General features: G+C 72.2%; 25 protein-coding genes and 1 pseudogene. 10 read left to right on the top strand and 16 right to left on the bottom strand.

The window, feature by feature from the left end; translation table 11 throughout:
- Positions 1 to 72 precede the first annotated feature (72 nt).
- Positions 73 to 567 carry a GNAT family N-acetyltransferase gene (locus AB0B98_RS23215; RefSeq protein ID WP_357365228.1) on the top strand — a complete coding sequence of 165 codons (495 nt, stop codon included), beginning with the start codon at positions 73 to 75 and terminating at the stop codon, positions 565 to 567.
- Here the strand turns inward: AB0B98_RS23215 and AB0B98_RS23210 are convergent.
- Both AB0B98_RS23210 and AB0B98_RS23205 read right to left on the bottom strand, forming a co-directional pair.
- On the bottom strand, positions 542 to 964 hold the full coding sequence (locus tag AB0B98_RS23210) for an SRPBCC family protein (protein WP_357365226.1): 423 nt from the start codon (positions 962 to 964) through the stop codon (positions 542 to 544). The genes AB0B98_RS23215 and AB0B98_RS23210 overlap by 26 nt on opposite strands.
- A 158-nt stretch (positions 965 to 1,122) precedes the next feature.
- Positions 1,123 to 1,335, bottom strand: a complete 213-nt coding sequence (locus AB0B98_RS23205) for a hypothetical protein (RefSeq protein ID WP_357283877.1) — start codon at positions 1,333 to 1,335, stop codon at positions 1,123 to 1,125.
- A 135-nt stretch (positions 1,336 to 1,470) separates the two neighbouring features.
- On the opposite strand from AB0B98_RS23205, the gene AB0B98_RS23200 reads away from it, so the two are divergent.
- The 4 genes from AB0B98_RS23200 (at position 1,471) to AB0B98_RS23185 (ending at position 5,283) form a co-directional block, all read left to right on the top strand.
- On the top strand, positions 1,471 to 2,586 hold the full coding sequence (locus AB0B98_RS23200; protein ID WP_357365224.1) for an ATP-dependent DNA ligase: 1,116 nt from the start codon (positions 1,471 to 1,473) through the stop codon (positions 2,584 to 2,586).
- A gap of 58 nt (positions 2,587 to 2,644) precedes the next feature.
- Positions 2,645 to 4,216 carry an alpha/beta hydrolase gene (locus AB0B98_RS23195; protein WP_357365431.1) on the top strand — a complete coding sequence of 524 codons (1,572 nt, stop codon included), beginning with the start codon at positions 2,645 to 2,647 and terminating at the stop codon, positions 4,214 to 4,216.
- A 38-nt stretch (positions 4,217 to 4,254) separates the two neighbouring features.
- Complete coding sequence (locus AB0B98_RS23190; RefSeq protein WP_238671893.1) at positions 4,255 to 4,707, top strand: GNAT family N-acetyltransferase; 453 nt, start codon at positions 4,255 to 4,257, stop codon at positions 4,705 to 4,707.
- Between the two features lie 63 nt (positions 4,708 to 4,770).
- Complete coding sequence (locus tag AB0B98_RS23185; protein WP_357365221.1) at positions 4,771 to 5,283, top strand: hypothetical protein; 513 nt, start codon at positions 4,771 to 4,773, stop codon at positions 5,281 to 5,283.
- 204 nt (positions 5,284 to 5,487) lie between these two features.
- On the opposite strand, the gene AB0B98_RS23180 is transcribed toward AB0B98_RS23185, so the two are convergent.
- The 10 genes from AB0B98_RS23180 to AB0B98_RS23135 all read right to left on the bottom strand — a co-directional run bounded on the left by AB0B98_RS23180 (position 5,488) and on the right by AB0B98_RS23135 (position 16,485).
- Positions 5,488 to 6,213, bottom strand: a complete 726-nt coding sequence (locus AB0B98_RS23180) for an ABC transporter ATP-binding protein (protein WP_357365429.1) — start codon at positions 6,211 to 6,213, stop codon at positions 5,488 to 5,490.
- Positions 6,214 to 6,224: 11 nt separating this feature from the next.
- Positions 6,225 to 7,220, bottom strand: coding sequence for an ABC transporter ATP-binding protein (locus AB0B98_RS23175; protein WP_238671891.1), 996 nt, complete (start codon positions 7,218 to 7,220; stop codon positions 6,225 to 6,227).
- Position 7,221: 1 nt separating this feature from the next.
- Complete coding sequence (locus AB0B98_RS23170; protein ID WP_357365220.1) at positions 7,222 to 9,930, bottom strand: FtsX-like permease family protein; 2,709 nt, start codon at positions 9,928 to 9,930, stop codon at positions 7,222 to 7,224.
- Positions 9,927 to 13,115: an ABC transporter permease gene (locus AB0B98_RS23165; protein ID WP_357365218.1), complete on the bottom strand. Its 3,189-nt coding sequence runs from the start codon at positions 13,113 to 13,115 to the stop codon at positions 9,927 to 9,929. Before AB0B98_RS23165 ends, AB0B98_RS23170 begins: the two co-directional genes overlap by 4 nt.
- A gap of 130 nt (positions 13,116 to 13,245) precedes the next feature.
- Positions 13,246 to 13,410: a hypothetical protein gene (locus AB0B98_RS23160; RefSeq protein ID WP_238671888.1), complete on the bottom strand. Its 165-nt coding sequence runs from the start codon at positions 13,408 to 13,410 to the stop codon at positions 13,246 to 13,248.
- On the bottom strand, positions 13,407 to 13,622 hold the full coding sequence (locus AB0B98_RS23155; protein WP_238671887.1) for a helix-turn-helix transcriptional regulator: 216 nt from the start codon (positions 13,620 to 13,622) through the stop codon (positions 13,407 to 13,409). The genes AB0B98_RS23160 and AB0B98_RS23155 overlap by 4 nt, the downstream gene beginning before the upstream one ends.
- On the bottom strand, positions 13,622 to 14,056 hold the full coding sequence (locus AB0B98_RS23150; RefSeq protein WP_238671886.1) for a DUF2975 domain-containing protein: 435 nt from the start codon (positions 14,054 to 14,056) through the stop codon (positions 13,622 to 13,624). The genes AB0B98_RS23155 and AB0B98_RS23150 overlap by 1 nt, the downstream gene beginning before the upstream one ends.
- A 109-nt stretch (positions 14,057 to 14,165) precedes the next feature.
- On the bottom strand, positions 14,166 to 14,768 hold the full coding sequence (locus AB0B98_RS23145; protein ID WP_357365215.1) for a YdeI/OmpD-associated family protein: 603 nt from the start codon (positions 14,766 to 14,768) through the stop codon (positions 14,166 to 14,168).
- 199 nt (positions 14,769 to 14,967) lie between these two features.
- On the bottom strand, positions 14,968 to 16,218 hold the full coding sequence (locus tag AB0B98_RS23140) for a DUF222 domain-containing protein (protein ID WP_357365214.1): 1,251 nt from the start codon (positions 16,216 to 16,218) through the stop codon (positions 14,968 to 14,970).
- Positions 16,219 to 16,296: 78 nt separating this feature from the next.
- Positions 16,297 to 16,485, bottom strand: coding sequence for a hypothetical protein (locus AB0B98_RS23135; RefSeq protein ID WP_357365212.1), 189 nt, complete (start codon positions 16,483 to 16,485; stop codon positions 16,297 to 16,299).
- A gap of 88 nt (positions 16,486 to 16,573) precedes the next feature.
- On the opposite strand from AB0B98_RS23135, the pseudogene AB0B98_RS23130 reads away from it, so the two are divergent.
- Positions 16,574 to 16,870 (top strand): annotated as a pseudogene (locus tag AB0B98_RS23130) (hypothetical protein).
- 16 nt (positions 16,871 to 16,886) lie between these two features.
- Here AB0B98_RS23130 and ligD read toward each other — a convergent pair.
- On the bottom strand, positions 16,887 to 17,924 hold the full coding sequence (ligD, locus tag AB0B98_RS23125; RefSeq protein WP_357365210.1) for a non-homologous end-joining DNA ligase: 1,038 nt from the start codon (positions 17,922 to 17,924) through the stop codon (positions 16,887 to 16,889).
- Positions 17,925 to 17,971: 47 nt separating this feature from the next.
- Here ligD and msrB point away from each other — a divergent pair, with 47 nt between their 5' ends.
- Entirely contained in the window at positions 17,972 to 18,376 is a 405-nt protein-coding gene (msrB, locus tag AB0B98_RS23120) for a peptide-methionine (R)-S-oxide reductase MsrB (RefSeq protein WP_030336225.1), read from the top strand.
- A 29-nt stretch (positions 18,377 to 18,405) separates the two neighbouring features.
- On the opposite strand, the gene AB0B98_RS23115 is transcribed toward msrB, so the two are convergent.
- The 3 genes from AB0B98_RS23115 to AB0B98_RS23105 all read right to left on the bottom strand — a co-directional run bounded on the left by AB0B98_RS23115 (position 18,406) and on the right by AB0B98_RS23105 (position 20,218).
- A complete protein-coding gene (locus AB0B98_RS23115; protein WP_357365208.1) occupies positions 18,406 to 19,029 on the bottom strand; it encodes a DUF305 domain-containing protein in 624 nt (207 codons plus the stop codon).
- Between the two features lie 63 nt (positions 19,030 to 19,092).
- Complete coding sequence (locus tag AB0B98_RS23110) at positions 19,093 to 19,833, bottom strand: lytic polysaccharide monooxygenase (protein ID WP_238671881.1); 741 nt, start codon at positions 19,831 to 19,833, stop codon at positions 19,093 to 19,095.
- A 106-nt stretch (positions 19,834 to 19,939) separates the two neighbouring features.
- Complete coding sequence (locus AB0B98_RS23105; RefSeq protein ID WP_238671880.1) at positions 19,940 to 20,218, bottom strand: isoamylase early set domain-containing protein; 279 nt, start codon at positions 20,216 to 20,218, stop codon at positions 19,940 to 19,942.
- A 158-nt stretch (positions 20,219 to 20,376) separates the two neighbouring features.
- On the opposite strand from AB0B98_RS23105, the gene AB0B98_RS23100 reads away from it, so the two are divergent.
- The 3 genes from AB0B98_RS23100 to AB0B98_RS23090 all read left to right on the top strand — a co-directional run bounded on the left by AB0B98_RS23100 (position 20,377) and on the right by AB0B98_RS23090 (position 22,388).
- Entirely contained in the window at positions 20,377 to 20,637 is a 261-nt protein-coding gene (locus AB0B98_RS23100; RefSeq protein WP_091400670.1) for a Prokaryotic metallothionein, read from the top strand.
- Between the two features lie 76 nt (positions 20,638 to 20,713).
- Positions 20,714 to 21,169, top strand: coding sequence for a GNAT family N-acetyltransferase (locus AB0B98_RS23095; protein WP_238671879.1), 456 nt, complete (start codon positions 20,714 to 20,716; stop codon positions 21,167 to 21,169).
- A 118-nt stretch (positions 21,170 to 21,287) separates the two neighbouring features.
- A complete protein-coding gene (locus AB0B98_RS23090; protein ID WP_357365206.1) occupies positions 21,288 to 22,388 on the top strand; it encodes a lytic polysaccharide monooxygenase in 1,101 nt (366 codons plus the stop codon).
- Positions 22,389 to 22,493 lie beyond the last annotated feature (105 nt).

The following is a 22,493-nucleotide window of genomic DNA, read 5'->3' as shown; positions in this document are numbered from 1 at the left end:
CACGGGTCAGGGTACGGCCGGCGCGGTCGGGCCGCCCGTCGATGACAACGGCCGCTGTGGTGTGCTGCCCGGATGAACGCCGAGGCGAGCATCGTTGCGGCCGGTGTCGTGGACGCCGGCGAGATCCTCACGGTGCAGCGTGCCGCGTACCTGAGCGAGGCGCAGCACTACAACGATCCGTTCCTGCCTCCGCTGACCGAGACGTTGGACGAGGTCGTGACGGTGCTGACCGGTCCTGGCATCGTGCTCGCCGCCCGGTTGGGTCACCGGCTGGTCGGCTCGGTGCGGGCCCACCTGGACGGGGACACCGCGCACGTCGGCCGTCTGTCGGTCGCCCCGGACCAGCAGGGGCGGGGTGTCGGGGCGCAACTGCTCACCGCCATCGAGCGGGTCTGCGCCGGCCGGGCGGCCCGCTTCACCCTGTTCACCGGGGCGGACAGCGGGCGCAACCTGCGGTTGTACCAGCGGCACGGCTACCGGATCGTGGCGCACCGCCCGGACCCGAACGGCATCTCGTTGGCAGTGCTGGAGAAGCCGGCCGTCAGCTCCGCTCGCAGCGACGCCTGAGCCCGGCGGCCTCCATCCGCACGTAGCGGCGGAACAGCCCGCCGTAGAGCCAGCCGATCAGGCCGGCCAGCGGGCCGGACTGGTCGATGACCAGCTCGACGCGGGTACGACCGTCGGGCAGCGGCAGCAGCCGGTGCTCCCCAGTGGTCCGCACACCCGGCGCGGCGGAGACCCAGACGAACTCCCGCTCCTCGGTCAGCTCGGTGACCCGCCAGAGCGCCGGCCGCAGCTTCGGCTGGGTCAGTCGTGCTGTCGCGCCAACGGTCAGCGGACCCGGCTCCCCCCGCTCGGCCCGGGTCACCGAGTCCGTCCATTCGGGCCAGCGGGGCACGTCGACCAGCACCGCCCAGATCTGCTCGGCCTCCGCGGCGATTTCGGTATCGGCCTCGAACCGCATGGCGTCCCCTCCCCGGCGGCGCCGCTCGGCACCACCACGGGTGCAGACGAGGCCGCCGGGAGCAGTGTGACACCGACGTTCAACGCCGTCCGTCCCTCCTCAGTGGAGGCACCCGGGCCCGGCACCCGGTGGTTCCCGGCCACACGCCGCCGCCCGGGTCAGGCGGCCTCGCGCAGGTCGGCCAGTGTGAGCGGGGTACGCCGACGCAACAGCTCCTCCAACTCGGGCACCGAACCGACCTCGCCGAGCACGTTCCGGCCGCCGCCGAACCGTTGCGGGTAGCGGCGGGTCAGCCGGAAGCGGTAGCGGCCCCGGATCAGCTCGACGCTCACCCGCCACCGCCCGCAGCAGTCACAGACCCACTCGGACACCTCGCGAAAGTAGCTCTGAGCTGGGGTTATTCGATTCGCCCGGTGGGGACGAGCGACGCGTAGGCGGACACGCCGCCCCGTCGTCCACGGTGATCTGCCTCACGACTGTCGGCACCGTCTGATTGACTGGTCGGCGTGGACCTGCCGATCAACCCGCCGGTCGAGCCGATGCTGGCCAAGAGCGTTCCCAAGCTGCCCACCACGCCCGGGGTGACCTACGAGCCCAAGTGGGACGGGTTCCGGTGCATCGTGTTCCGCGACGGCGACGAGGTCGAGTTGGCCAGCCGGGGCGGCAAGTCGATGACCCGCTACTTCCCCGAGGTGGTCGAGCAGGCCCGCCGGCAGCTTCCGGAGCGGTGCGCTGTCGACGGGGAGCTGATCGTGATTCGGCGCGACGGGCCGAGCGGCCAGCCCCGGCTCGACTTCGAGCTGCTGGCCCAGCGCGTCCACCCGGCCGCGTCCCGGGTGAAGATGCTGGCCGAGACCACCCCGGCCGACTTTGTCGCGTTCGACCTGCTGGCGATCGGTGACGAGGCACTGCTCGACCAGCCCTACCCGCGCCGCCGGGAGCGGCTGGTCGAAGCGCTGGCCGGGGTGCGCCCGCCGGTGCACGTCACCCAGGTCACCACCGACCCGGACACGGCGCGGCGCTGGTTCGACGTCTTCGAGGGCGCCGGGCTGGACGGTCTGATCGTCAAGCCCGCCGATCTGCCGTACGAGCCGGGCAAGCGACTGATGTTCAAGGTCAAGCACGCCCGCACCGCTGACGCTGTGGTGGCCGGCTTCCGCTGGCACAAGTCCGGCCCGGTGGTGGGCTCGCTGCTGCTCGGCCTGTACGACGACGCCGGGGTGCTGCACCACGTGGGCGTGAGCGCGTCGTTCAGCATGGCCCGCCGCGCCGAGCTGCTCGACGAGCTGGCGCCCTATCGGGACACCGGCGGTGTGCACCCCTGGGTGCACGGCGACCACGAGCGTGGCCAACGCATCCCGGGTGGGGTCAGCCGGTGGACCGGCACGAAGAACCTGGAGTGGGAGCCGGTGCGCCCCGAGCTGGTGGTCGAGGTGGGCTACGACGCCATGGAGGGTGAACGGTTCCGGCACACCGCGCAGTTCGTCCGGTGGCGCCCGGACCGCGACCCCCGGTCCTGCCGCTACGACCAGCTCGACCGGCCGATCCGCTTCGACGTGGATCAGGTGCTGCGCGGCGACCCGACGGCCACCGTGGACCGAGCCGCCACCGGCTCGGCGTAGCCTGGCCGTCGACCCGATTCCGGAGGACCACGTGACCCGCACCGCCGACCAGCCTCGGATGGCGTCCCGCCGCCGGGTCCGTCGCACTCTGGCCGCCTTCGTCGTCGCCGCGCTGCTCACAGCGGGTTGCACGCTGCCGGCGTTCGCGCCGCGCACCGAGGTGGAGGGCGCGGCCGCCCCGACCGGCAGCGCGCCGAACTGGCGGCCCTGCCCGGAGGTGCCCGACGAACTGGTCGGGCGGAGCGCACCGAACATGCGCTACGAGTGCACCCGGATCGCGGTGCCCCGTGACTGGGGCACCGGCGGCGGGGCGAGCGCCGGCCCAGGCGCCGGGCAGACCTTCGAGATCGCCCTGCTGCGCGCCCGCTCCACCAAGCAGCGCGACCGGGTGGGCTCGTTGGTGATCAACCCGGGTGGTCCGGGTGGTTCCGGTGTCGACACTGCCGTCTACCTCTCCTTCGGCCCCCAGTTCGGCGGGCTGCCCGCCTCGATCACCGAGCGCTTCGACATCGTCGGCTTCGACCCGCGCGGGGTCGCCCGGTCCAGCCCGGTGAAGTGCATCTCCGACGCCGACCTGGACGCCAGCTTCGGTTTCGATCCGGATCCGACGAGCCAGTCGGCATTCGACGGCTTCGTCGGCCTGAGCCAGCGGATCGGGCGCGGCTGCGGCGACCGCTACGGCGACCAGTTGCCGCTGTACGGCACCGAGCAGGCCGCCCGCGACATGGACGCGGTACGCGCCGCAGTGGGCGACGACAAGCTCACCTACCTGGGCTACTCGTACGGCACCCTGCTCGGTGCCACGTACGCCCAGCTCTACCCGCAACGGGTGCGGGCGCTGGTGCTCGACGGCGCTGTCGACCCGCAGCAGCGACTGGTCGAGGGCTCGGAGAGCCAGGCCCGCGGCTTCGAACGGGCCTTCACCAACTTCACCCGCTGGTGCGCGGCGAACGCCGGCCGCTGCCCGATCGCACCGGACGCCCGCGCCGCTGTCACCTCGGCCATCGACAAGGCCAAGGTCTCCCCGGTACGCGGCGCCGACGGGCGGGAGGCCACCAGCGGCTGGGTCTTCTACGCCGTCATCTCCTCGCTCTACACCGAATCCGGCTGGCAGGAGCTGGCCCAGGCGATCGACAAGCTCGCCGAGGGCGACCCGAAGGACGTGTTCCGGCTCGCCGACGCGTACGCCGGCCGGGAGAACGACGGGCACTACTCGAACCTGTTCGACGCCAACCTGGCCATCAACTGCGCCGACGAGACGGAGAAGCCGAGCCGGGAGCAGATCCGCCGGTTGCAGTCCGAGTGGCGCGGGAAATACCCGCTGTTCGGGCCGGCGTTGGCGGTCGGCATGCTGAGCTGCGTGGAGTGGCCGGGCGGGCGCGACCCGTACCCGACGGGCAAGGCGAACGGCGCGCCGCCGATCGTGGTGGTCGGCACCACCGGCGACCCGGCGACCCCGTACGAGCAGACCCCACGGCTCGCCTCGATGCTGGGCGTCGGCCGGGTGCTCACCTGGGAGGGCGAGGGGCACACCGCGTATCCGCAGACCTCCTGCATCACCAACGCTGTCGACGCCTACCTGATCGACCTGACCGTGCCGCCGGAAGGGCAGCGCTGCCCGGCCCGCTGACTGGTTGGGTTGGGTTTCGCTGTGCCAGGATCACCAGCATGAGCGACGTGACCTACCGGGAGGCGGTCCGGGCCGACCTGCCCGCCGTCATCGCCCTTCTCGCCGACGACGTCCTGGGCAAGGCCCGCGACTTCACCGAGGTCGACGAGGCGTACGAGAAGGCGTTCGCGGACATCAGCGCCGATCCGCGCAACCAGCTCATCGTGGCCGAGCAGAATGGCGAGACGGTCGGCTGCCTGCAGATCACCTACATCCCGGGTCTGGGTCGGCACGGCAGCGAACGGTCCCTGATCGAGTCGGTGCGGGTCCGCTCCGACCGGCGTGGTCAGGGGCTGGGCCGACAGCTGATGACCTGGGCCGTCGACCAGGCCCGTGAGCGTGGCTGCGCACTGGTGCAGCTCACCACCGACAAGACCCGCGCGGACGCGCACCGCTTCTACCTGGGCCTCGGCTTCGTGGCCAGCCACGAGGGCATGAAACTCGCGCTCTGACCCGCCGTCACGTCCACCCGGCGGGGCGGCGGGAGTCACCCGGACCGGGTTACGTTCGCTGCCATGAACAGGCGGACGATGCCCGGCGCCGCAGCCTCGCGCTCGCCATGGCGGCAGACCGGCTCGGCGCTCCTGGCGGTCGGCGTCCTCCTGGTCATCGTCGCGTTCTGGCTGCCCGCCTGGCGCGGTGTCTACCTGGACCGGACGGAAACCACTCCGGGTTCGAGAGTGCTCGGCTGGGCGCTGCCGTTCGCGGTGACCGCCGCCGTGTTCGCGGTGCTGTCGCTCGCCAACACCGGCCCGGCCCGCTGGGTCTGGCGGCAGGCCAGCCTGGGAATGCTCATCTCCAACGTGCTCGCCTGCGGCAGCCTCACCGGGGCGTACTGGTATTTCGAGGCCGAGGACCCCTACGTCGCACACGAGTTGATCTCGACGGGGCCGGGTGCCGGTCTTCTCCTCGCCCTGCTGGGCTGCCTGCTGATCCCGCTCGCCGGGTCTCTTCCCGACGGCCAGAAGCGCACCGACCAACCCAGGATCGACCGGCCCGGACACGACCGGCCCGATCAGACGCAGTAGGGGAACTCCCTCGCCCTACCGCCGTACGTAGGCTGTGGAGCTGATGTCGTAGACGAGTCACCGTCCGGCGATTCGTTGACGACATCAGCTCCACAGCGAGCGCGGACCACCACCCGCCGCCCAGCCACCCGCCGACCACCACCCGCCGCCCAACCGCCGCACACGGCGGGCGTGGGACAGCGTCGGGCAGCAGTTCGATGGCGGTCAGCCGTCGACCAGGCGGCCGTCGCGCAGGACGAGCACCCGGTCGGCGAGATCGATGAGGGCCGGGTCGTGGGTGGCCACCAGCGCCGTCATGCCGCGGGCGTGCACCACCGCGCGCAGCAGGTCCATGATGGACCGGCCGGTCTCCGAGTCGAGCTGACCGGTGGGCTCGTCGGCGATGAGCAGGTCCGGCTCGTTGGCCAACGCACGCGCCACCGCGACCCGCTGCTGCTGGCCACCGGAGAGTTCGTACGGGCGCTGCGCGGCGTGCCCGCCCAGGCCGACCAGTTCCAGCAGCACAGCGACGCGCTCCTCCCGCTCCGCGGCCGGCACCTGCGCCAGCCGCAACGGCACGCCCACGTTCTCGGCGGCGGAGAGGATCGGCACCAGCCCGAAGGTCTGGAACACGAACCCGACGGTGCCCCGGCGCAGCCGCAGCAGCTCCGCCTCCCCGGCCGAGGTGACCTCGTGCCCGGCCACCACCACCTGGCCGCTGTCCGGCCGGTCCAGCCCGCCGATCAGGTTCAGCAGCGTGGTCTTGCCGGCCCCGGACCGACCCCGGATGGCGACCAACTCGCCCCGGTTGGCGGTGAACGACACGTCCCGCACCGCGTGCACGGCGTGCTCACCACGACCGAAGGTCCGGCTGACCCCACTGACCCGGACCACCTCGTCGGGGTGCGCCGCTGGCGCACCGCCGAAACCTGCCGCTCCGGTCACCACCATGTCCTGCTGACTCATGCCCGCGCCCCCCGATCGTCCGAGGCCCGGTTGCCGGGCCGTACCTGCACGTGGTCCGGCTCCAGGTCGAGCCGGACCCGCTCCTTCAGCGAGAGCGCGTCGACGAACGCGGCGGGTAGCTGCATCCGACCGTTGCGGTCCAGCACCGCGTACTCCTCGCTGACCAGCTCGGTGTTGCCGTCGGCGTCGATCCGCGCGGTCCGGCGTACCTCGGAGGCGGTCCGGCCGTCGCGGATCGCGACGGTCCGGCGGACCTGCGTGGCCACGGCGTGGTCGTGGGTGACGACCACGATGGTGACGCCCAGTTCCGCGTTGATGGTGCGCAGCGCCGCGAAGACGTCCGCGCCGGTCGCCTCGTCCAGCTCACCGGTCGGCTCGTCGGCGAAGAGGACCTCCGGGTCGTTGGCCACCGCCACCGCCACCGCGACCCGCTGCTGTTCGCCACCGCTGAGCTGGCCCGGCCGCCGGTCGGCGCAGTAGCCCACGCCGACCAGGTCGAGCAGTTCCCGGGCCCGCGCCCGGCGGGCCTTGGCGCTGCGCTTGCCGGCCAACTGCATCGGCAGCTCGACGTTCTCCAGCGCGTTGAGGTACGGCAGCAGGTTGCGGCCGGTCTGCTGCCAGACGAACCCGACCAACTGCCGGCGGTAGCTCAGCCGCCGCTTCGCGGAGAGCGAGAGCAGGTCGTAGTCGGCCACCCGGGCGATACCGGCGGTCGGGGTGTCCAGGCCGGAGAGGATGTTGAGCAGTGTCGACTTGCCCGAACCGGAGGCACCGACGATCGCCACCAGCTCACCCCGGTCGATGACCAGGTCGAGCCCCTGCAGGGCGACCACCTCCACCCCCTCGGTCTTGAAGATGCGCACCAGGCCGTCGCAGACGATGTGCCCGCGTAGGCGGTCCTGCCCGCCGGCCCGCTCGGCGGCGCGTTGTGCGGCCCGCTGTTGCAGGGCGGCCAGGTCAGGCACCAGTGGAGTCTGGGCGGTAGCGGTCATCTCAGCTCTCCTCTCCGAGCCGAAGCACCTCTCCGAGGCGCAACCGGCGGTTGTTCAGGGCCTCGACGGCGACCGCGAAGCCGAGGGCGACGGCCCCGAGCGCGAGCACCGCGGCGACCAGGCTGGGCTCGAAGGCCACCCGAACCGGCACACCACTGGTGAACGCGGACAGGCCGAGCACCGGGTTGAGTAGCAGGGGCAGCACCGCGCCGACGAGCGCGCCGGTCAGCACCGACACCGCTACCAGCGGGGTCAACTCGACCAGCAGCAGCCCGCGCCACTGCCGGCGGGACAGGCCGAGGGTACGCAGCCGGGACAGCACCTGGCCCCGGGCGCGCGCGCCGGCCAACACCGTGAACGCGATGGCCAACAGCCCGAGCACCGTGCCGCCAGCGGCGCCGGCCACGAACCCGAAGGCCAGCACTCCGTTCGCCCCGCCCTGGCCAAGGTCCCGGCGGACGTCCGCCCTGGTGTCGACGGTGACGCCGATCGGCCGTTCCCGACCGGTGACCGTGCCGTCCCGCTGGTAGCGCTCCTGCCCCTGGTCGCCGGCGACGCGCAGCGCCTCGGCGTCCAGCGAGTCCCCGGCGATCAGCAGGCTGGTCGGCACGGGTGTGGTGGTACGCGTCGGCAGGGCCTGCCAGGGCAGGATCACGAACCGGCTGGTGTTCGTCGCCAACATCGGGAACCCGTCAGCGGTGCCGGCCACCCGGAACTCGTACCGCTGGCCCTGCACCACGATGAAGGCGGAGTCGTCCAGACCGGCCTTCGCCAGGTCGGCGGCGACCGCCGGTGAGACGATCGCCGGCAGCGGACCCGGGCCGGGTCCGGCGGTGCGCAGCGCGGCCGGAACCGACACGTCCACCTGGGACTGGCGGGCGACGGTGTCCAACCCCGAGCCGTCGACAAGCAGCACGTCCGTCTGCTCGATGAAGGCGTCGGTGCCGGCCTCGTCGGAGGCGAACCGCTCGTCGTCCTCGAACAGCACCCGGGTGACGGCCCGGACCCCGGGCAGGCGGCCCAGTTCGTCGATGGTGTCGGGTGCGAAGCGTTCGCCACGGATCACCGCGTCGGCGGGCACGATCTGCGCGGCGGCCCGTTCCCTGCTCGCGTCGACGCCGGCGGCCACTACCGCGCAGAACGCCGCGGTGCCGATCGCCAGCACCACCACCACCAGCGGGGCGGCGACCGCCGCGCGGCCGGCGCGGGCCGTGCCGAGGAACGCCACGCTACCCCGGGTCCGCGCGGCCAGCCGGCTGACCAGCAACAACGGCCACGGGTACGCGCGCAGCGCCAGCACCGCCGCCGCGACCGCGAGGAGCACCGGCACCGACACGAGTAGCGGGTCCACCTCGCCGAGGGTCAGGCCCCGCCGACGCAGCAGCACCGCCGCGAGCCCGGCCAGGAGCAACAGGGAGACCTCGACGGTGAGCCGACGTGCCGACGGGCGCACCCGGATCAGGTCCCGGCGCCCCGCTCCCCCGGCCGGTACGGCCAGCGTCGCCAACGGCAGTGCCAGCGTGACGAGCACTGCCACGCCGATGACGTACGGCGTGGTGGGATCCGGGGCACCGGGGAACAGCGTGCCCAGCCACCAGCCCAGCACGGCGGCGATCGGCACCACCAGCACCGACTCGGCGAGGCTGCGCCGGGCGCCGGCGGTGACCCCGCCCCCACGGGCACGCAGCAGCGCGAACTCCGAGCGACGCCGCCTGGTGGCGAGACTGGCCGCGAGCACTATGAGCCCCGCCAGGGTGGCCAGGACGCCGGCCGCGATCACCGCGAGCAGGGTCCGGACGGCGTCGATCTGGGCGGCGAACGCGCGCAACGGAACGTCGGCGCCCTGGGTCAGGGTGATCCCCGCCGGCCGGTTGCGCTGCATCACCTGAAGGCCGTCGATTATCTGGTCCAGCTCGCGGGCGTCGATCCGGTCGACGCCCAGTCGGTACCGCCAGTTGGACTGGATCGGCCAGCCCTCGGCGGCACGCTTGTTGAGGGGCGACTGCGCGACGACGCCGACGATGACGAACGGCTGGCCATCACCCTGCGGTTCGATGATCCGCAGCAGCTGCGGGAGCCCGTCCCAGATGCCGTTGGCGCGATCGACCGGGCGGAACAGCCCGGTCACCGCCAGCGGGGCACCGCTGATGAGTCTGCCCTTGTCGTCGGCGTTGCCGATGCGCAGTTGGCTGCCGGCGCGCAGGTTGAGCTTGCGGGCCACGTCGACGTCGAGCGCCACCTCGATCGGCCGGTCGGGAACGTACGTCTCGCTCGGCCACGCCCCCTCGACCAGGGTGCTCGCGTCCTGAATGTCGGGCATGGCCCGCAGGCTCATGTCGACCAGCAGGTTGCGGGCCGCCAGGTCCGGTCCGGCCACCCGGGCCGCGGCGGTCTCGACGCTGTACCACCGCTCGGTCACTGCCGAACGCACCGGCGGCGGCATCTCGGCGGCCAGGGCGTCGAACCGTTCGGCGGCGTCGCCCATCGCCGTCCGCCGCGAGGTCGCGGGCTCAATGCTGGTGGTGTACGAAAGGTCCCGGCGGGCGGCCGGCTCGCTGTTGAGCTGCGCTCGCAGCCCCTGTTCGGCGAGCCGGTTGACCAGCCGGGGCACTCCACTGATCAGCAGCGTGACCACCAGTGTCAGCACCGCCAGCAGCAGGAACTGACCCCCGTACGCCCGGACCCGCCGGACGGCCGCCCCGACGCTCATCGTTCTCCCCCGATTCGCAGCTGCACCGCCGCCACCCGCTGACGGATGCCGGTGGCGATGAACGCGCTGAAGGCGAGGGCCGCCAGCAGCAGACCGGCAGCGGTCAGGCCGATCGGCACCCAGGGCAGCACGAACGCCGCCGGGGGGATCGGCCGGCCGGCGGCCGGGGTGAGGATGACCAGTGGGGCCATCGTCGCGCCGACCGCGGTGCCGAGTAACAGCCCGACGCCCACGCCGATGCCGGCGAGGAACGTCTGTTCGGCGAGCAGCGCCCGGGCCATCAGCCGGGGCGTGGCGCCGAGGGTGTGCAGGACCGCGAACTCGCCGAGCCGACGCCGGGCGGTGGCCCACACGTCCACCATCAGGCCGACGAGGGCGAGCAGCACCGCGCCGAGCGCGGCGGCGAGCATCCCGGTACGCGAGCCGCGCCAGTACGGGTCGTCGGCGGCCGCCTCGATGGCCGCCTCCCGGTTGAGCACCGTGACGCCCGGGAGTGCGCTGACCGCTTGGGCGGCGGCGTTCGCGTCGGCGGCGCCGACCCACCATTCGGGTACCTGTCGCACCGCGCCGCTGCTCCGGATCATCGCGTCGACAGCGGCCGGCAGGTCCAGCAGCACACCGGCCGCGGTGGTGGTCGTCGGCACGGCGCTCAACTCGCCGACCAGGTGCACCGGCACCGTCACCCCGGAGAGCGTGAGGTCGACGGTGTCGCCGACGTTCAGGCTGAGTGCCTCGCGTACCTGGGGGGTCATCAGCACCGGTGCGGGCTTGCTCACCCCGCCCGCCACGACGGAGAACCGGGTGGGCGGTTGGTACGCGAACTGCCCGCCGGGAATCACTTCAACGGCGTGGACCGCCGCGAAACCGGCCCCGGCGGTCTGCACCGGCGTGGACGCCACGCCGGGGGCCGCCAGCACCCAGTCGCCGCTCAGCTCGGCGGGTCGGGTCGTGCCGTCGGCGTTGACCACCGCCAACCCGTCCACCTGGAGTCGGTAGGCGTTGCCGGCCGCCAGTCCGCCGTCGGCTTCGAACCCGGCCAGCCGCAGCCGCGCCCCGCCCACGTCGGGCAGTTGTACGGAGAACCGGGTGGCCCGGTCGTCACCGTCGGCGTCGGCCGCCGGCAGCCGCAGGGCGAGCCCGTCGGAGCTGGTGACCAGCAGCGTCACCGCGACCTTCAGCGACCGGGCGGCGCTGCTCACCGGGGTACGGACCGTGCCGGTGATCGCCCGCGCCCCGGCGGGCAGTTCGACACCGGCGCGGGCTCCGCGCTCATCGATCATGCGCTGGTACTGCTCCGACGCCGACCCGTCGCCGAGCCGGTCGGCGAGCCGGACGACGCCCGGGGCGCTGGCCGGGTCGACACCGATCACCGTCGCCGGCAGGTTCTCCCGCCCGACCCGGATCTCGTCGCGCCACGCCGGCAGCACCCGGTTTACGCCCGGTAGCGCGGCAAGTTCAGCGGCCCGGTTCGGTGGTGCGCCCCCGGTCCGTTCGGTCACCCGCAGGTCCGCGCCGACCGTGTGGCCGGCCTGCTCGACCTGGGACCGCTCGCCGGTGCTGATCAGCGACCAGGCCAGTGTGCTGCCGCCGACGGCGAGGGCGAGCAGCAGCACCGGGCCGGCGTGGGGACGCCGGCCGGCCTGCCACATGCCGAACATGGTGGCGGTCCAGGGACGTCGGTCGACGAACCGCTCCGCGAACCGGGTGAGCGGCGGGAGCACCCGCAACGCCAGTACGGCACCGGCCAGCACGCCGAGCGTCGGGGCTGCGACCAGCAGCGGGTCGAGCCCGAGCTGTCCACCCGAGCCGGCCAGCGGGGAGGCGTACCGGCGCAGCTGCACCCAGGCGAGCACGGCGAGCGCAACGAGCACCAGGTCGACGCTGGCGCGTTGGACGCTCGCGGACCGGTTCGGCCGGGATCGGGCCGCCATGTCGGCGACGTACGTACCGGCGCCACGCAGCGTCGGAAGGACCATGGCGACGAGGCAACCGGCCGCGGTGGCCGCTGCCGCCGCCCAGACCAGTGTGGTGTTGCCGCCGGCGGTGTAGACGTCACCCGACCCGCCGGGTCGGATGTACCGCAACGCCTCACCGGCGATCAGCGGACCGAGCACGGCGGCGGGGGCGACCACCAGGGTCGCCTCACGGGCGGCCAGGCCGGCCAACTGCCGACGGGCGGCCCCGCGGGCGCGCAGCAGCGCGGTCTGTGGGCGGCGGTCCTCGTGCAGCAGCGCGGCGACCAGCACCAGCGCGTAACCGGCGAGCACCAGGATGAGCAGCAGCGGGGTGGCCAGCGACGAGCGACCCACCAGGTCGGCGCGGCCGATCCGGTCCAGCAACTGCGGCATCTTGGTCACCGTCTGCCCGGAGCTGCCCAGTTGGGCGGCCTCGGGCACGGCCGAGACCGCCTCGGTGAGGGCTTTCCGAACGGCGGGCAGGTCGGCGGTGTCGACGCCACCGAGGTCCGGTTGGGCCAGCCAGGACGCCGACACCGAGCCCGGGAAGGTGGCCGCGAAGTCGGCCGGGTCGAGCGTGAACGGCCCGTACGAGGTGCCGGAACCGACGCTGCCCGCCCCCACGCCGGGGGCCAGCAGCCAGTACGCGTCCGCCGGGTCGCGGGGCCGCCAGGTGCCGGCGAGCACCAGTTCCCCGCGTCGTTCGGTGGCCCGGTCACGCACCGGGACGCGTTCGCCGACGGTCAGGCCGAGGGCGCCGGCGACCCGCTCGGGCAGGCTCACCTGGACGGGATTCGCTCCGGGGCTGGGCCAGGCTCCGCTGGTCAGCTCCGCGTGGCTGGCGAGGTCGGCGAGGGTGGCCAGGTTCGCGAAGACCGGTTCGTCGGCCGTACGCGGGATCTGCCCGAGGTCGCCGGTCAGTTCCCGGCCGGTGCCGTAACGGGCGGCGGTGACACTGACCGGGACGCCGCCGAGCCCGGTGGCGTACTCGGCCCGGACCGCCTTGTCCCGGGTGGCGAACTCGGCCGCGTCCCGCCCGCCCGAGCCGGTGACCAGAAGGCCGCGCTCCTCGGCGGGCGAGGCCGCGACCAGTGCCCGCTGCCCGGCGTCCACCGCCCGACGGTTGTAGTCGGACAGCCCAGTGACCAACGCGACGGCGACGAGGGCAGCGATCACCGCTGCGACCAGCAACCCTCGCGCCTCGCGGGCCCGCCTCCACACCAGCTTCATCCGACGCCTCCCCTGGCCCTGGCGGGCCGACGACCATCAAGACAGGCCACCTACCGGGAAAGGTTCGCGCCCGTTACATGATCGTTATTGCGGGAGGGGTCAGCTCAGGCCGGCCAGCGCGCCTGAGCGGCTAACTGCCGCCTCGGATGTTGCGGATGCCGAACACCACCGCGCCGAGTACGAGCACGACGCCGAGGAGTTGGAGACCCGGCGAGTCGTCGGCCTCGCCGTGCACGATTCCGGCGACGCCGAGGGCGACCACGAGAACGGCGGCGACGGTCAGGACGTACTTCATCCGGTTTCCTCCTCGACCCACTCCAGCAGGTCTCCGGGTTGGCAGTCGAGCACTCGGCACATCGCTTCGAGGGTGCTGAAGCGGACCGCCTTGGCGCGGCCGTTCTTCAGCACCGCCACGTTGGCGGGGGTGAGCCCGACGCGCTCGGCGAACTCGCCGACGCTCATCTTGCGCTTGGCCAACTCCACGTCGATGCGGACGACGATGGGCATCAGATCACCGCTTCCATGTCGGTCCGCAGGGTGGTGGCCTGCCGCAACAGCGCCCGCATCACCACCATGAGAAGCCCCAGCACGCTGACACCCACCGTCAGCAGGAACAGCAGCAGCGGCAGCCCCGGGTCGTCGGCGTTGAACCCCACGTAGAGGAAGACACCCACGAGCACCAACCACGCGGCGGCGATGGCCCAGACGATCGCGTCCACCCACTTCAGGGACGCTTCGGTGAAGATGCGGTCGCTCTTGACCAGGCTGAGCAACTTCCAGGTCGCGACGATGACGATCTGGACGCACAGCACCCAGAACACCGCCACGACCGTTGCCGGCCACCTGAGGTAGGCGTCCTGCGGCGATTCCTGGGCCATGTGGGCGAACTGCCCGGGCAGGGAGAAGGTCTGAAACAGGACCAGGACCCCGAACAGCACCACGAGGAAAACTCTGAGAGCGGCAACCGCTCGATGCTCTGTAACCATGCATCGAGTTTCGCTCGTTACCTATCGAAAGTCAATCGGCTGCTTCAGGGTCGACGCCCGCCTCTCACGACGACGTCGGCTTCGCCTTCTGGGGATAGAACGTCTCGTGCCGGGCCAGCATGGCGACGAATTCGCCGATCTTGCGCTCGCGGGTCTCCGCCCGCTTGACGGCGTTGAGGCGATGGATGAGAGCGAACCGGTTGGCCTTGGTGAGCACGTCGAGCATGGCCTGGGCGGCGGGCTCGGCGGCGATGGCGGCGAGCAGGTCGGCCGGCACCTCCGCCTCCGACGGCGGGGCGTAGGCGGCCGCCCACCGCCCGTCCGCCTTCGCGGCATCCACAGCGGCGCGGCCCGCCGGGAGCATGCGCCCCTGCTCCTCCAGCCGAGCCACGTTGGCGACGTTGCGTTGGGACCACGAACTGCGGGACCGGCGTGGGGTGAACCGGATCCAGGAGGACTCCTCATCCCGCTTCCGGGCCTGCCCGTCGATCCACCCGACGCACAGGGCCTCGTCGACCGCCTGTTGCCAGGTCACCGTGGTGACGGTGCCGCCCTTCCTGGTCAGGGCGAGCCACACGCCGGGCGACGTGGCGTGGTTTGCCGACAACCACGCGCGTAGGGCGTCGGCGTCCGCGACGACCAACTCATCCAGCTCGGCGCTCGTCATGCACGCAAGCTATCCGCCGGGTCCGACAGCCGGTGACCACCGTGGGACTCGATCAACGCCGTCGGCGGCAGCGACCGCGCGGTCGTAGAACTCGTCTGGTCGCACCGCCATGCGGCAGAGACCGGCACGACAAGATCCACCTGATCGACTGATCGACTGATCGACGGCTGCGGCTGCAGCGGCGGCGGTGAAACGCGCCCTACGTTCGTCGGTGGTAGTGGTTGCGGCGCGGAATCTGCTCGGGGTCGAGCCAGGCCGGCGGAACGAACTCTGGATGGTCGTCGTCGCCGAGCCGGACCACCCACTCGGCCTGGTGGATGTGCCGGTGGTGGTGGCCGCAGAGCAGCACCGCGTTGTCGAGGCTGGTCGGGCCGCCGTCGGCCCAGTGCCGGATGTGGTGGGCGGCGCACCAGCGCGGCGGCCGGTCGCAGCCGGGGAAGGCGCAGCCGCCGTCGCGAAGCACCAGGGCTCGTCGCAGCGGCCCGGTGATCAAGCGGCGTTGCCGGCCCACGTCGAGGACCTGGCCCGCGCCGCCGAGCACGGCCGGCAGGACGGCGGCATCGCAGGCCAGCCGGCGCACCGCGTCGGGGGTGAGCCGCAGGCCGACATCAAGGGTGCCGCCACCCAACTGCCGCGCCAGCCCGTCGTAGTCAATGGTGACGACGAGTTGGGCGGGATCGCCGCCGTTCTCGGGCAGCTCGCCGGTGCGCAGCGCAAGCCGACACACGTCCGCGAGGGCATCGTGGCGGCGCTGCCCGGCGCAGCGGGTGTCGTCCGGCCCGGAGAGTGCGCTCAGCGGGTCGATGACGGCACGCAACAGTGCTGCGGCCTCCGCGTCGAGGGTGCCGCTGAGCCGGAGCCGTCCGCCGGCCTGCTCGGAGATGGTGACGTGCCGGTCGCGGGCAGCCCGGGCGGCCTCCGCAGCCAGGGCCGCCGCAGCAGCGGCGTCAGCAAGGTCGGGAGCGACGTGGTCGAGGATGCGGGTGCCGAGTTTGCGCAGCAGGGTGGGGTCGAACTGCCCGGCCCACTCGACCAGCACACCGACGGCTTTGTCGGCCGCCTCGGCGCCCGCCGAGGCCGACACCGTGGCGGCTGTGTCGGCGACGACCCGGGCCTGCTCCAGGCTGACCACCCCGCCCGCCAGGGCGTCGCGTAAGCCGGGCGGGGCCACGTCGAGCGAGGCGGCGAGACCGACCAGCCGACGGGCGGCGGAGACGTCGAGTCGCAGGCGGTGACGCAACCACACCGTCGTCGAGGAGGCACCCTGCGCGAGCGCGGTGCCTCGACCGTCCAGTTCACGGACCACCGCCAACTGCGCTGCCGCCAGCCGTTGCTGTAGCCGGTGGGTGGTGTCGAGCGCCGCGATCAGATCGCGCTCGGAGAGGGCCCAGGCCGGGGCGTCGACGCAGGCCGCCACCGCACTCTCCGCCCGCGCCAACTCATCGATCACAGACAGATTCTAGAACAGGTGTACGACAACTTCCGCCCGCCGCGCAACCACGCACGGGTCACACGAACCGCTGATCAATCAGCTGGTCGAGGTCTCCGGCCGGTGCTTCTCCAGCCACGCCTCGACGTCCGACTTCCGCCAGACCTTGCCCATCGCCAACACGGCTACAGGCTCCGGGAAGTTGCGCTGATTGGCGATCACCGAGGCGCGCTGCCGCGACACGTTCCCGAGCATCGCCCGGATCTCCGCCACGCCAACCAAGTCCACACGTTGACAATGACAGCGGCACTGTCCTCCGACTCCGACAACTACGGAGTCTATTGACAGCAGCAACAAGGCGGCGCACCATCGAGGGATGCCTTCGCCGAACGAGTCGCTGGCCCATCACCGCCAGCGGAGGGCGATCCGCCCCCATACTCCGATGCGCCCACTGTGGTTGTGCCGCGTCTGTGCGGCTGCCTAGCCGTGCCCACCGGCCCGGCTGCTGCTCACCATGGAGTACCGGCGGGACCGGGTGGCGCTGTCGATCTACATGGCCAGCCAACTGTTCGACGTGACAGCCGACCTGCTCAAGCTCAACCCCGACCCGGGACCCGACCCACGGGAGCTGTTCGACAGGTTCCTGGCGTGGACGGGTCGGCAGCGCCTGTGAGGCAGCGGTCGGTCAGTCAGGCGCTGTCGTCGTCCGGGGTGCGTTTGGCACGGCTCGGCTGCACGCGCTTGGGTTCGCCGGGCATCTTCGGGTGGTCCGGCGGGTACGGCAGGTCGCCCTGGCCGGCCGCGGCGTCCCGCTCGGCCCACTCCAGCAGCGGGGTGATGTCCCACGGCGCGTCGTCGATGCCGGCGTGCGGATCACCTCGTTCGGCGAGCCGGGCCGGCACGGTGCGCAGGTCGAAGTCGTCCGGGTCGACGTCGGGTAGCTCGTCCCAGGTGACCGGGGTCGAGACGGTGGCCCGCGCGTTGGCCCGCAGCGAGTACGCGCAGGCGATGGTGCGGTCGCGCGCCATCTGGTTGAAGTCGACGAAGACCCGGGTGCCGCGCTCCTCCTTCCACCAGGCTGTGGTGACCAGGTCGGGGTTGCGGCGCTCCACCTCCCGGGCCAACGCGATGGTGGCCCGGCGCACCTCGGTGAACGTCCAGCGGGGTTGGATGCGCAGGTAGACGTGCACGCCCCGGCCGCCGGAGGTTTTCGGCCAGCCGGTCGCGCCCAGCTCGTCGAGGAGCGCGCGGACCTCGCCGGCGGCCCGCGCGGCGTCGGCGAAGTCGGTGCCGGGTTGCGGGTCCAGGTCGATTCGCAGCTCGTCGGGGCGGTCGACGTCGGCGGCCCGCACGGGCCACGGGTGGAAGACGATGGTGCCCATCTGCGCCGCCCAGGCCACGTGCGCCAGATCGGCCGGGCAGAGCTCCGCCGCGGTCCGCCCGCTCGGGAAGGTGATCTGCGCGGTCGTCACCCACTGTGGCACCCCCCGGGTGGGCACCCGCTTCTGGAAGAACGCCTCGCCTTCGACGCCCTCGGGGAAGCGTTGGAGGGTGGTCGGCCGGTCCCGCAGGGCGCGCATGATCCCGTCGCCGACCGCGAGGTAGTAGTGGAAGACGTCCGCCTTGGTGAACCCCCGCTGCGGGAAGATCACCCGATCCGGACTGCTCAGCCGTACGCTGTGCCCGGCCACCTCGACCTCGGTGACCGCTGCCTTGGTGCCCGCCATCTCGCGACCATATGCCACGCCCCCGACGTTCGACGTACCGTTGAGTGGTGAGTCTTGACGACAACGAGCTGCCCCGTACCGACGAAGAGTGGCGGGTCCGACTGACCCCCGAGGAGTTCCACGTTCTACGGGAGGCCGGCACCGAACGCCCGTGGACGGGCGAGTACGTGGACACGAAGACCCAGGGGGTCTACCACTGTCGCGCCTGCGGGTTGGAGCTGTTCTCCAGCGACACGAAGTTCGACTCGCACTGCGGCTGGCCGAGCTTCGACGACGCCATCCCGGGCCGGGTCAAGGAGATCGAGGACCGCAGCCTCGGCATGGCCCGTACGGAGATCCGCTGCGCCCGCTGCGACAGTCACCTCGGGCACGTCTTCCACGGCGAGGGCTTCACCCCGAAGGACACCCGGCACTGCGTCAACTCGGTCTCCATCAAGCTGGAACCCCGCTGACCAAAGCGCTGGTCAGGGCGTGACTGCGCTCACTGCGTACCCCTGAGCAGTTCGACCTCGGCGGTCCGGGACTGCTCGATCCGCCGGGCCAGGTCGCGGACCCGCTCGTTGCGGCCGACGCCGACGTGGGATCGGGCCAGGTCGGCGGCCGATCGCTGGTGGTCGGCGAGCACGTCGCGCAGCACGCGGTCGACGTCGGCGTCCGGCGCGGTCCGCAGCCGGTCGAGCGCGGCGTCGTCGCCGTGCCCGTCGTGGTGGTGTGCTGCCGCGCTGGCGCCCGGCCCGCTCGTGGGCAACCAGCCGCGCATGGCGGCCAGTTCGTCGGCCTCGGTCGCCTCGACGGCGGCGGCCAGGGTGCGCAGCGCGTCGTCGCGCACCCGGTCCCGGGCCAGCCGGACGATCTGGAGGGTGCGTTCGCTGTGCCCGACCATGGTGCTCAGGAACACCACGTCGATCCCGCTCATCGCGTCCGCCTCGATCGAGGCCCCGGCACCCGGGGACCCGACGCCCGCGTCCCCGGCCGCGGTCGATCCGGCCGGGGACGCGGGGGCCGGCTGCGGCGGGGCCGGCGGGCTCGACGTGGGCGGTCCGGCGCAGGCTCCGGTGAGCAGCAGAGCCGCGACGAGGGACACCAGCGGGGTACGGCGGGGCATGCCGGTTGCTCCGTTCACGCGAGAGCGGCGACACGGGTGCGACCAGGGGCCGCACCCGTGCGGTCAGACCTGGAGCCAGAGCGCCGGTACGTTCGGCGGCTCCCAGCCCGGGATCGCGGTGTGCGCCTGCCGGCAGCGGTACGTCGCTCCGCCGTAGGTGACCTGGTCACCGACCTGGTAGGCCCGGCCCGTCGTCCAACTGCCGCCCGGCGCTGGCGGAGTGGTCGGCGTCGCGGTCGGGGTGGGCCGTGGGGTGGGTGAGGTGGTGGGGGTGGGTGTCGGGTTCGACCCTCCGCCGCCGATCTGCACGTCGATGCAGGAGTAGAAGGCGTTCGCCGTGTCGGAGATGTTCCACACCGCGAGGATCTTCTGCCGGCCGGAGAAGCCGCCGAGATTGACGTTGTGCGACACAGTGGCGCCCGGCTGCTGGCCGTTGCCATTCACCACGCCGACCCGGGTGTTGCCGATCCAGTACTCCCAGTTGCTGGTGGCGTGCCGGGCGGTGTTCACCCAGGTGAAGGTCAGTGAGCTGCCCACCGAGGTGGCCGGCCAGCCCCGACTGTCGTCGTTGAGGACGGCGAACTGGGCGATTCCGGCGTTGCAGCTGCGCAGGCCCTTGGGCCCTTCGACGCTCTGCGGCTCGTACTTGATCTGCCCGCAGTCGGGCACCCGGCCCTGCGCGCAGAGCGCCTGCCGGCTCGGTGGGGCGGAGACGTAGCCGTGCGCCTGCGCGGGGGCGGCGACGGTGAGGGTGGCAGCGACGGCGCCCGCCGCCACCAGCGGGATGGTGATTCTTCGACGCATCGGGGCAGCTCCTTCTCCAGGTGCGGTGAGGTGCCCCTCAAAGTAATTTAAACATTGTTAACAGTAAAGACTCTCATCGATAAATACATCGATGGCGGCAGTTTTTCTAACCGAGCCGGAGCAGGCTGCCCCGGTCGTCGACCTGGTCGGCCGACTCGTCGTCCAACCAGACGCCGCCGGTGCCGAGGTAGCGGAATCGGTGCTCCCCCGGCGGCAGCTTCACCGTCACCGTCCTGGTGCCGTCGCGGCGGGCCACCAGCTCGTGTCGACCAGGCTGCCAGCCGTTGAAGGAGCCGACGACGCTCACCGGGCCGGGCGGGACATCGCGGGGCAGACAGAAGGTGACCCGGGTCTGGTTGCCGAAGAGCCTGTTGCGCTTGATCACGGTGATCCTCCCGGGGGGTTGCGGCGGTTCACCTGGCACAACGGGCAACACGCCGACGCCGACACGCCGCCGCAGTGGCCAGGCATCGACGTTCCACCCTCAGGGCGGAGCCGCCTGGGGGATTATGTAGGCACTTGTCCACTTAACGGAGGTTTTCGGTGGCAACCTGCGAGGTCTGCGGCAACGACTACTGGATGGCGTTCGAGGTGCACACGGTCAGCGGCGACGTGCACACCTTCGACTCGTTCGAGTGCGCGATCCAGCGCATGGCACCGATCTGCGAGCACTGCCAGGTCAAGATCGTCGGGCACGGCGTCGAGGTCAACGGCCGCTTCTTCTGCTGCGCGCACTGCGCCCGCGCCGTCGAGGGCGCGGTGGGCGCCGAGATCCGCGACGCCGTCGGCGCCCGCCCGGCCTGACCGCGCCCGCGCGGCCACCTACCTCGTACCCCGACCGGGCGGACCCAGGCGAACACGCCCGACCTACCATCGGTGGGTGCCCCAGCAGACCACCGAACTCCGGACGGCCTCCTTCGCCGACCTGACCGCCCGCACCCTCCACGACCTGCTCAAACTGCGCATCGACGTGTTCGTGGTGGAGCAGAACTGCCCGTACCCGGAGCTGGACGGGCGGGACGTCGAGCCGGGCACCCGGCACATCTGGCTCACCGACGGCGGCGCGCCGCTGGCGTACCTGCGGATTCTGGCCGACCCGGACGGTGTCGCCCGGATCGGCCGGGTCGTGGTGGCCCCGGCGGCGCGCGGCGGCGGACACGCCGGCCGGCTGATGACGGCGGCGCTGGAGGTGGTGGGCAACCGGCAGTGCGTGCTGGAGGCCCAGTCGCACCTGGTCGCGTTCTACTCCCGGCACGGCTTCGCGGTCAGCGGCCCCGAGTACGTCGAGGACGGCATCCCGCACACGCCCATGCGACGCGAGGCCATTGACGGCTGACGATCGAACTGGCATGGTGCCGGGTAGCGCCGTCGCGGGAGCCAGCGATCAGGCACGGGAGTGGGCAACTCCCGACGATCCGGGTGTCGACGTCCGACCTCATCCCCCCGGGGGCTCCATGTTCACTCTCACCCGATCACGACGTGCGCTCTGGCTGTTCGCCATCGCGGCGACCGCCACGCTCCTGTCGGCGACCGCACTGACCACCATCCTGGCCAAGCCCGCCTCCGCGCATGGTTCGGTCGTCGATCCGGCCTCACGCAACTACAGCTGCTGGCAACGCTGGGGCGGTGACTTCCAGAACCCTCGGATGGCCACCGAGGACCCGATGTGCTGGCAGGCCTGGCAGGCCGACCCGGCCGCCATGTGGAACTGGAACGGCCTGTTCCGCGAGGGTGTCGGGGGCAACCACCAGGCCGCCGTCCCCGACGGCCAACTGTGCAGCGGCGGACGCACCCAGAGCCCTCGTTACAACGCACTGGACACCGTCGGCGCCTGGAAGACCACAGCGGTGTCGAACAACTTCCGGCTGCGCTTCTTCGACCAGGCCAGTCACGGCGCCGACTACATCCGGGTGTACGTGACCAAGCAGGGCTTCAACTCCGCCACCCAACCGCTCGGCTGGGGGAACCTGGAGCTGGCGGGCCAGATCGGCAACACCCCGGCCTCGCAGTGGGACCAGGACACCGGTGGTGTCTCGATCCAGATCCCGGTCAGCGCGCCGGGACGCACCGGACGGCACATCGTCTACACCGTCTGGCAGGCCAGCCACTTCGACCAGTCGTACTACCTGTGCAGCGACGTCGACTTCGGTGGCGGATCGACGACGCCGCCGCCCACCACTCCCCCGCCGACGACCCCGCCGCCCACCACCCCGCCGCCGACCACGCCCCCGCCGAGCACCCCGCCGCCGGCCGGTGCCTGCACCGCGACGTACCAGGTGACCGGTCAGTGGTCCGGTGGCTTCCAGGCCGAGGTGAAGGTGACCGCCGGCGGTTCACCGACCCGGGGCTGGTCGGTGAGCTGGAACTACAACAACGGCCAGCAGGTCACCTCGTCGTGGAACGCGACGGTCGGCGCCAACGGCACGCTGGTCACCGCACGTAACGCGAACCACAACGGCACCCTTGCCGCCGGAGCGAGCACCACGTTCGGTTTCCTCGGCTCGTGGAACGGCAGCAACCCGGTTCCGCTGGTCTCCTGTACGACGACCAGTTGATCCCCGTCCGGGGGCGCCCCCCCGGCGGGGGGGGGCGCCGGCCCGGTGGAAAAGCGGGTGGGGCCGGCGCTGCGGCCCGGGCCCCAGCCCGCCGGATGGGGTTGA

The sequence above is a fragment of the Micromonospora sp. NPDC048947 genome (genome assembly GCF_040649495.1).
Lineage (GTDB): Bacteria > Actinomycetota > Actinomycetes > Mycobacteriales > Micromonosporaceae > Micromonospora > Micromonospora alfalfae.
Note: the sequence above shows the minus strand (reverse complement) of the source record. Positions and strands in the feature narration are given on the sequence as shown.

Coding starts and splice junctions, on each gene's coding strand:
- AB0B98_RS23215 (WP_357365228.1), top strand. CDS start 73: ATGAACGCCGAGGCGAGCATCGTTGCGGCCGGTGTCGTGGACGCCGGC.
- AB0B98_RS23210 (WP_357365226.1), bottom strand. CDS start 964: ATGCGGTTCGAGGCCGATACCGAAATCGCCGCGGAGGCCGAGCAGATC.
- AB0B98_RS23195 (WP_357365431.1), top strand. CDS start 2,645: ATGGCGTCCCGCCGCCGGGTCCGTCGCACTCTGGCCGCCTTCGTCGTC.
- AB0B98_RS23190 (WP_238671893.1), top strand. CDS start 4,255: ATGAGCGACGTGACCTACCGGGAGGCGGTCCGGGCCGACCTGCCCGCC.
- AB0B98_RS23185 (WP_357365221.1), top strand. CDS start 4,771: ATGAACAGGCGGACGATGCCCGGCGCCGCAGCCTCGCGCTCGCCATGG.
- AB0B98_RS23180 (WP_357365429.1), bottom strand. CDS start 6,213: ATGGTGGTGACCGGAGCGGCAGGTTTCGGCGGTGCGCCAGCGGCGCAC.
- AB0B98_RS23175 (WP_238671891.1), bottom strand. CDS start 7,220: ATGACCGCTACCGCCCAGACTCCACTGGTGCCTGACCTGGCCGCCCTG.
- AB0B98_RS23170 (WP_357365220.1), bottom strand. CDS start 9,930: ATGAGCGTCGGGGCGGCCGTCCGGCGGGTCCGGGCGTACGGGGGTCAG.
- AB0B98_RS23165 (WP_357365218.1), bottom strand. CDS start 13,115: ATGAAGCTGGTGTGGAGGCGGGCCCGCGAGGCGCGAGGGTTGCTGGTC.
- AB0B98_RS23160 (WP_238671888.1), bottom strand. CDS start 13,410: ATGAAGTACGTCCTGACCGTCGCCGCCGTTCTCGTGGTCGCCCTCGGC.
- AB0B98_RS23155 (WP_238671887.1), bottom strand. CDS start 13,622: ATGCCCATCGTCGTCCGCATCGACGTGGAGTTGGCCAAGCGCAAGATG.
- AB0B98_RS23145 (WP_357365215.1), bottom strand. CDS start 14,768: ATGACGAGCGCCGAGCTGGATGAGTTGGTCGTCGCGGACGCCGACGCC.
- ligD (WP_357365210.1), bottom strand. CDS start 17,924: ATGGCGGGCACCAAGGCAGCGGTCACCGAGGTCGAGGTGGCCGGGCAC.
- AB0B98_RS23115 (WP_357365208.1), bottom strand. CDS start 19,029: ATGCCCCGCCGTACCCCGCTGGTGTCCCTCGTCGCGGCTCTGCTGCTC.
- AB0B98_RS23110 (WP_238671881.1), bottom strand. CDS start 19,833: ATGCGTCGAAGAATCACCATCCCGCTGGTGGCGGCGGGCGCCGTCGCT.
- AB0B98_RS23090 (WP_357365206.1), top strand. CDS start 21,288: ATGTTCACTCTCACCCGATCACGACGTGCGCTCTGGCTGTTCGCCATC.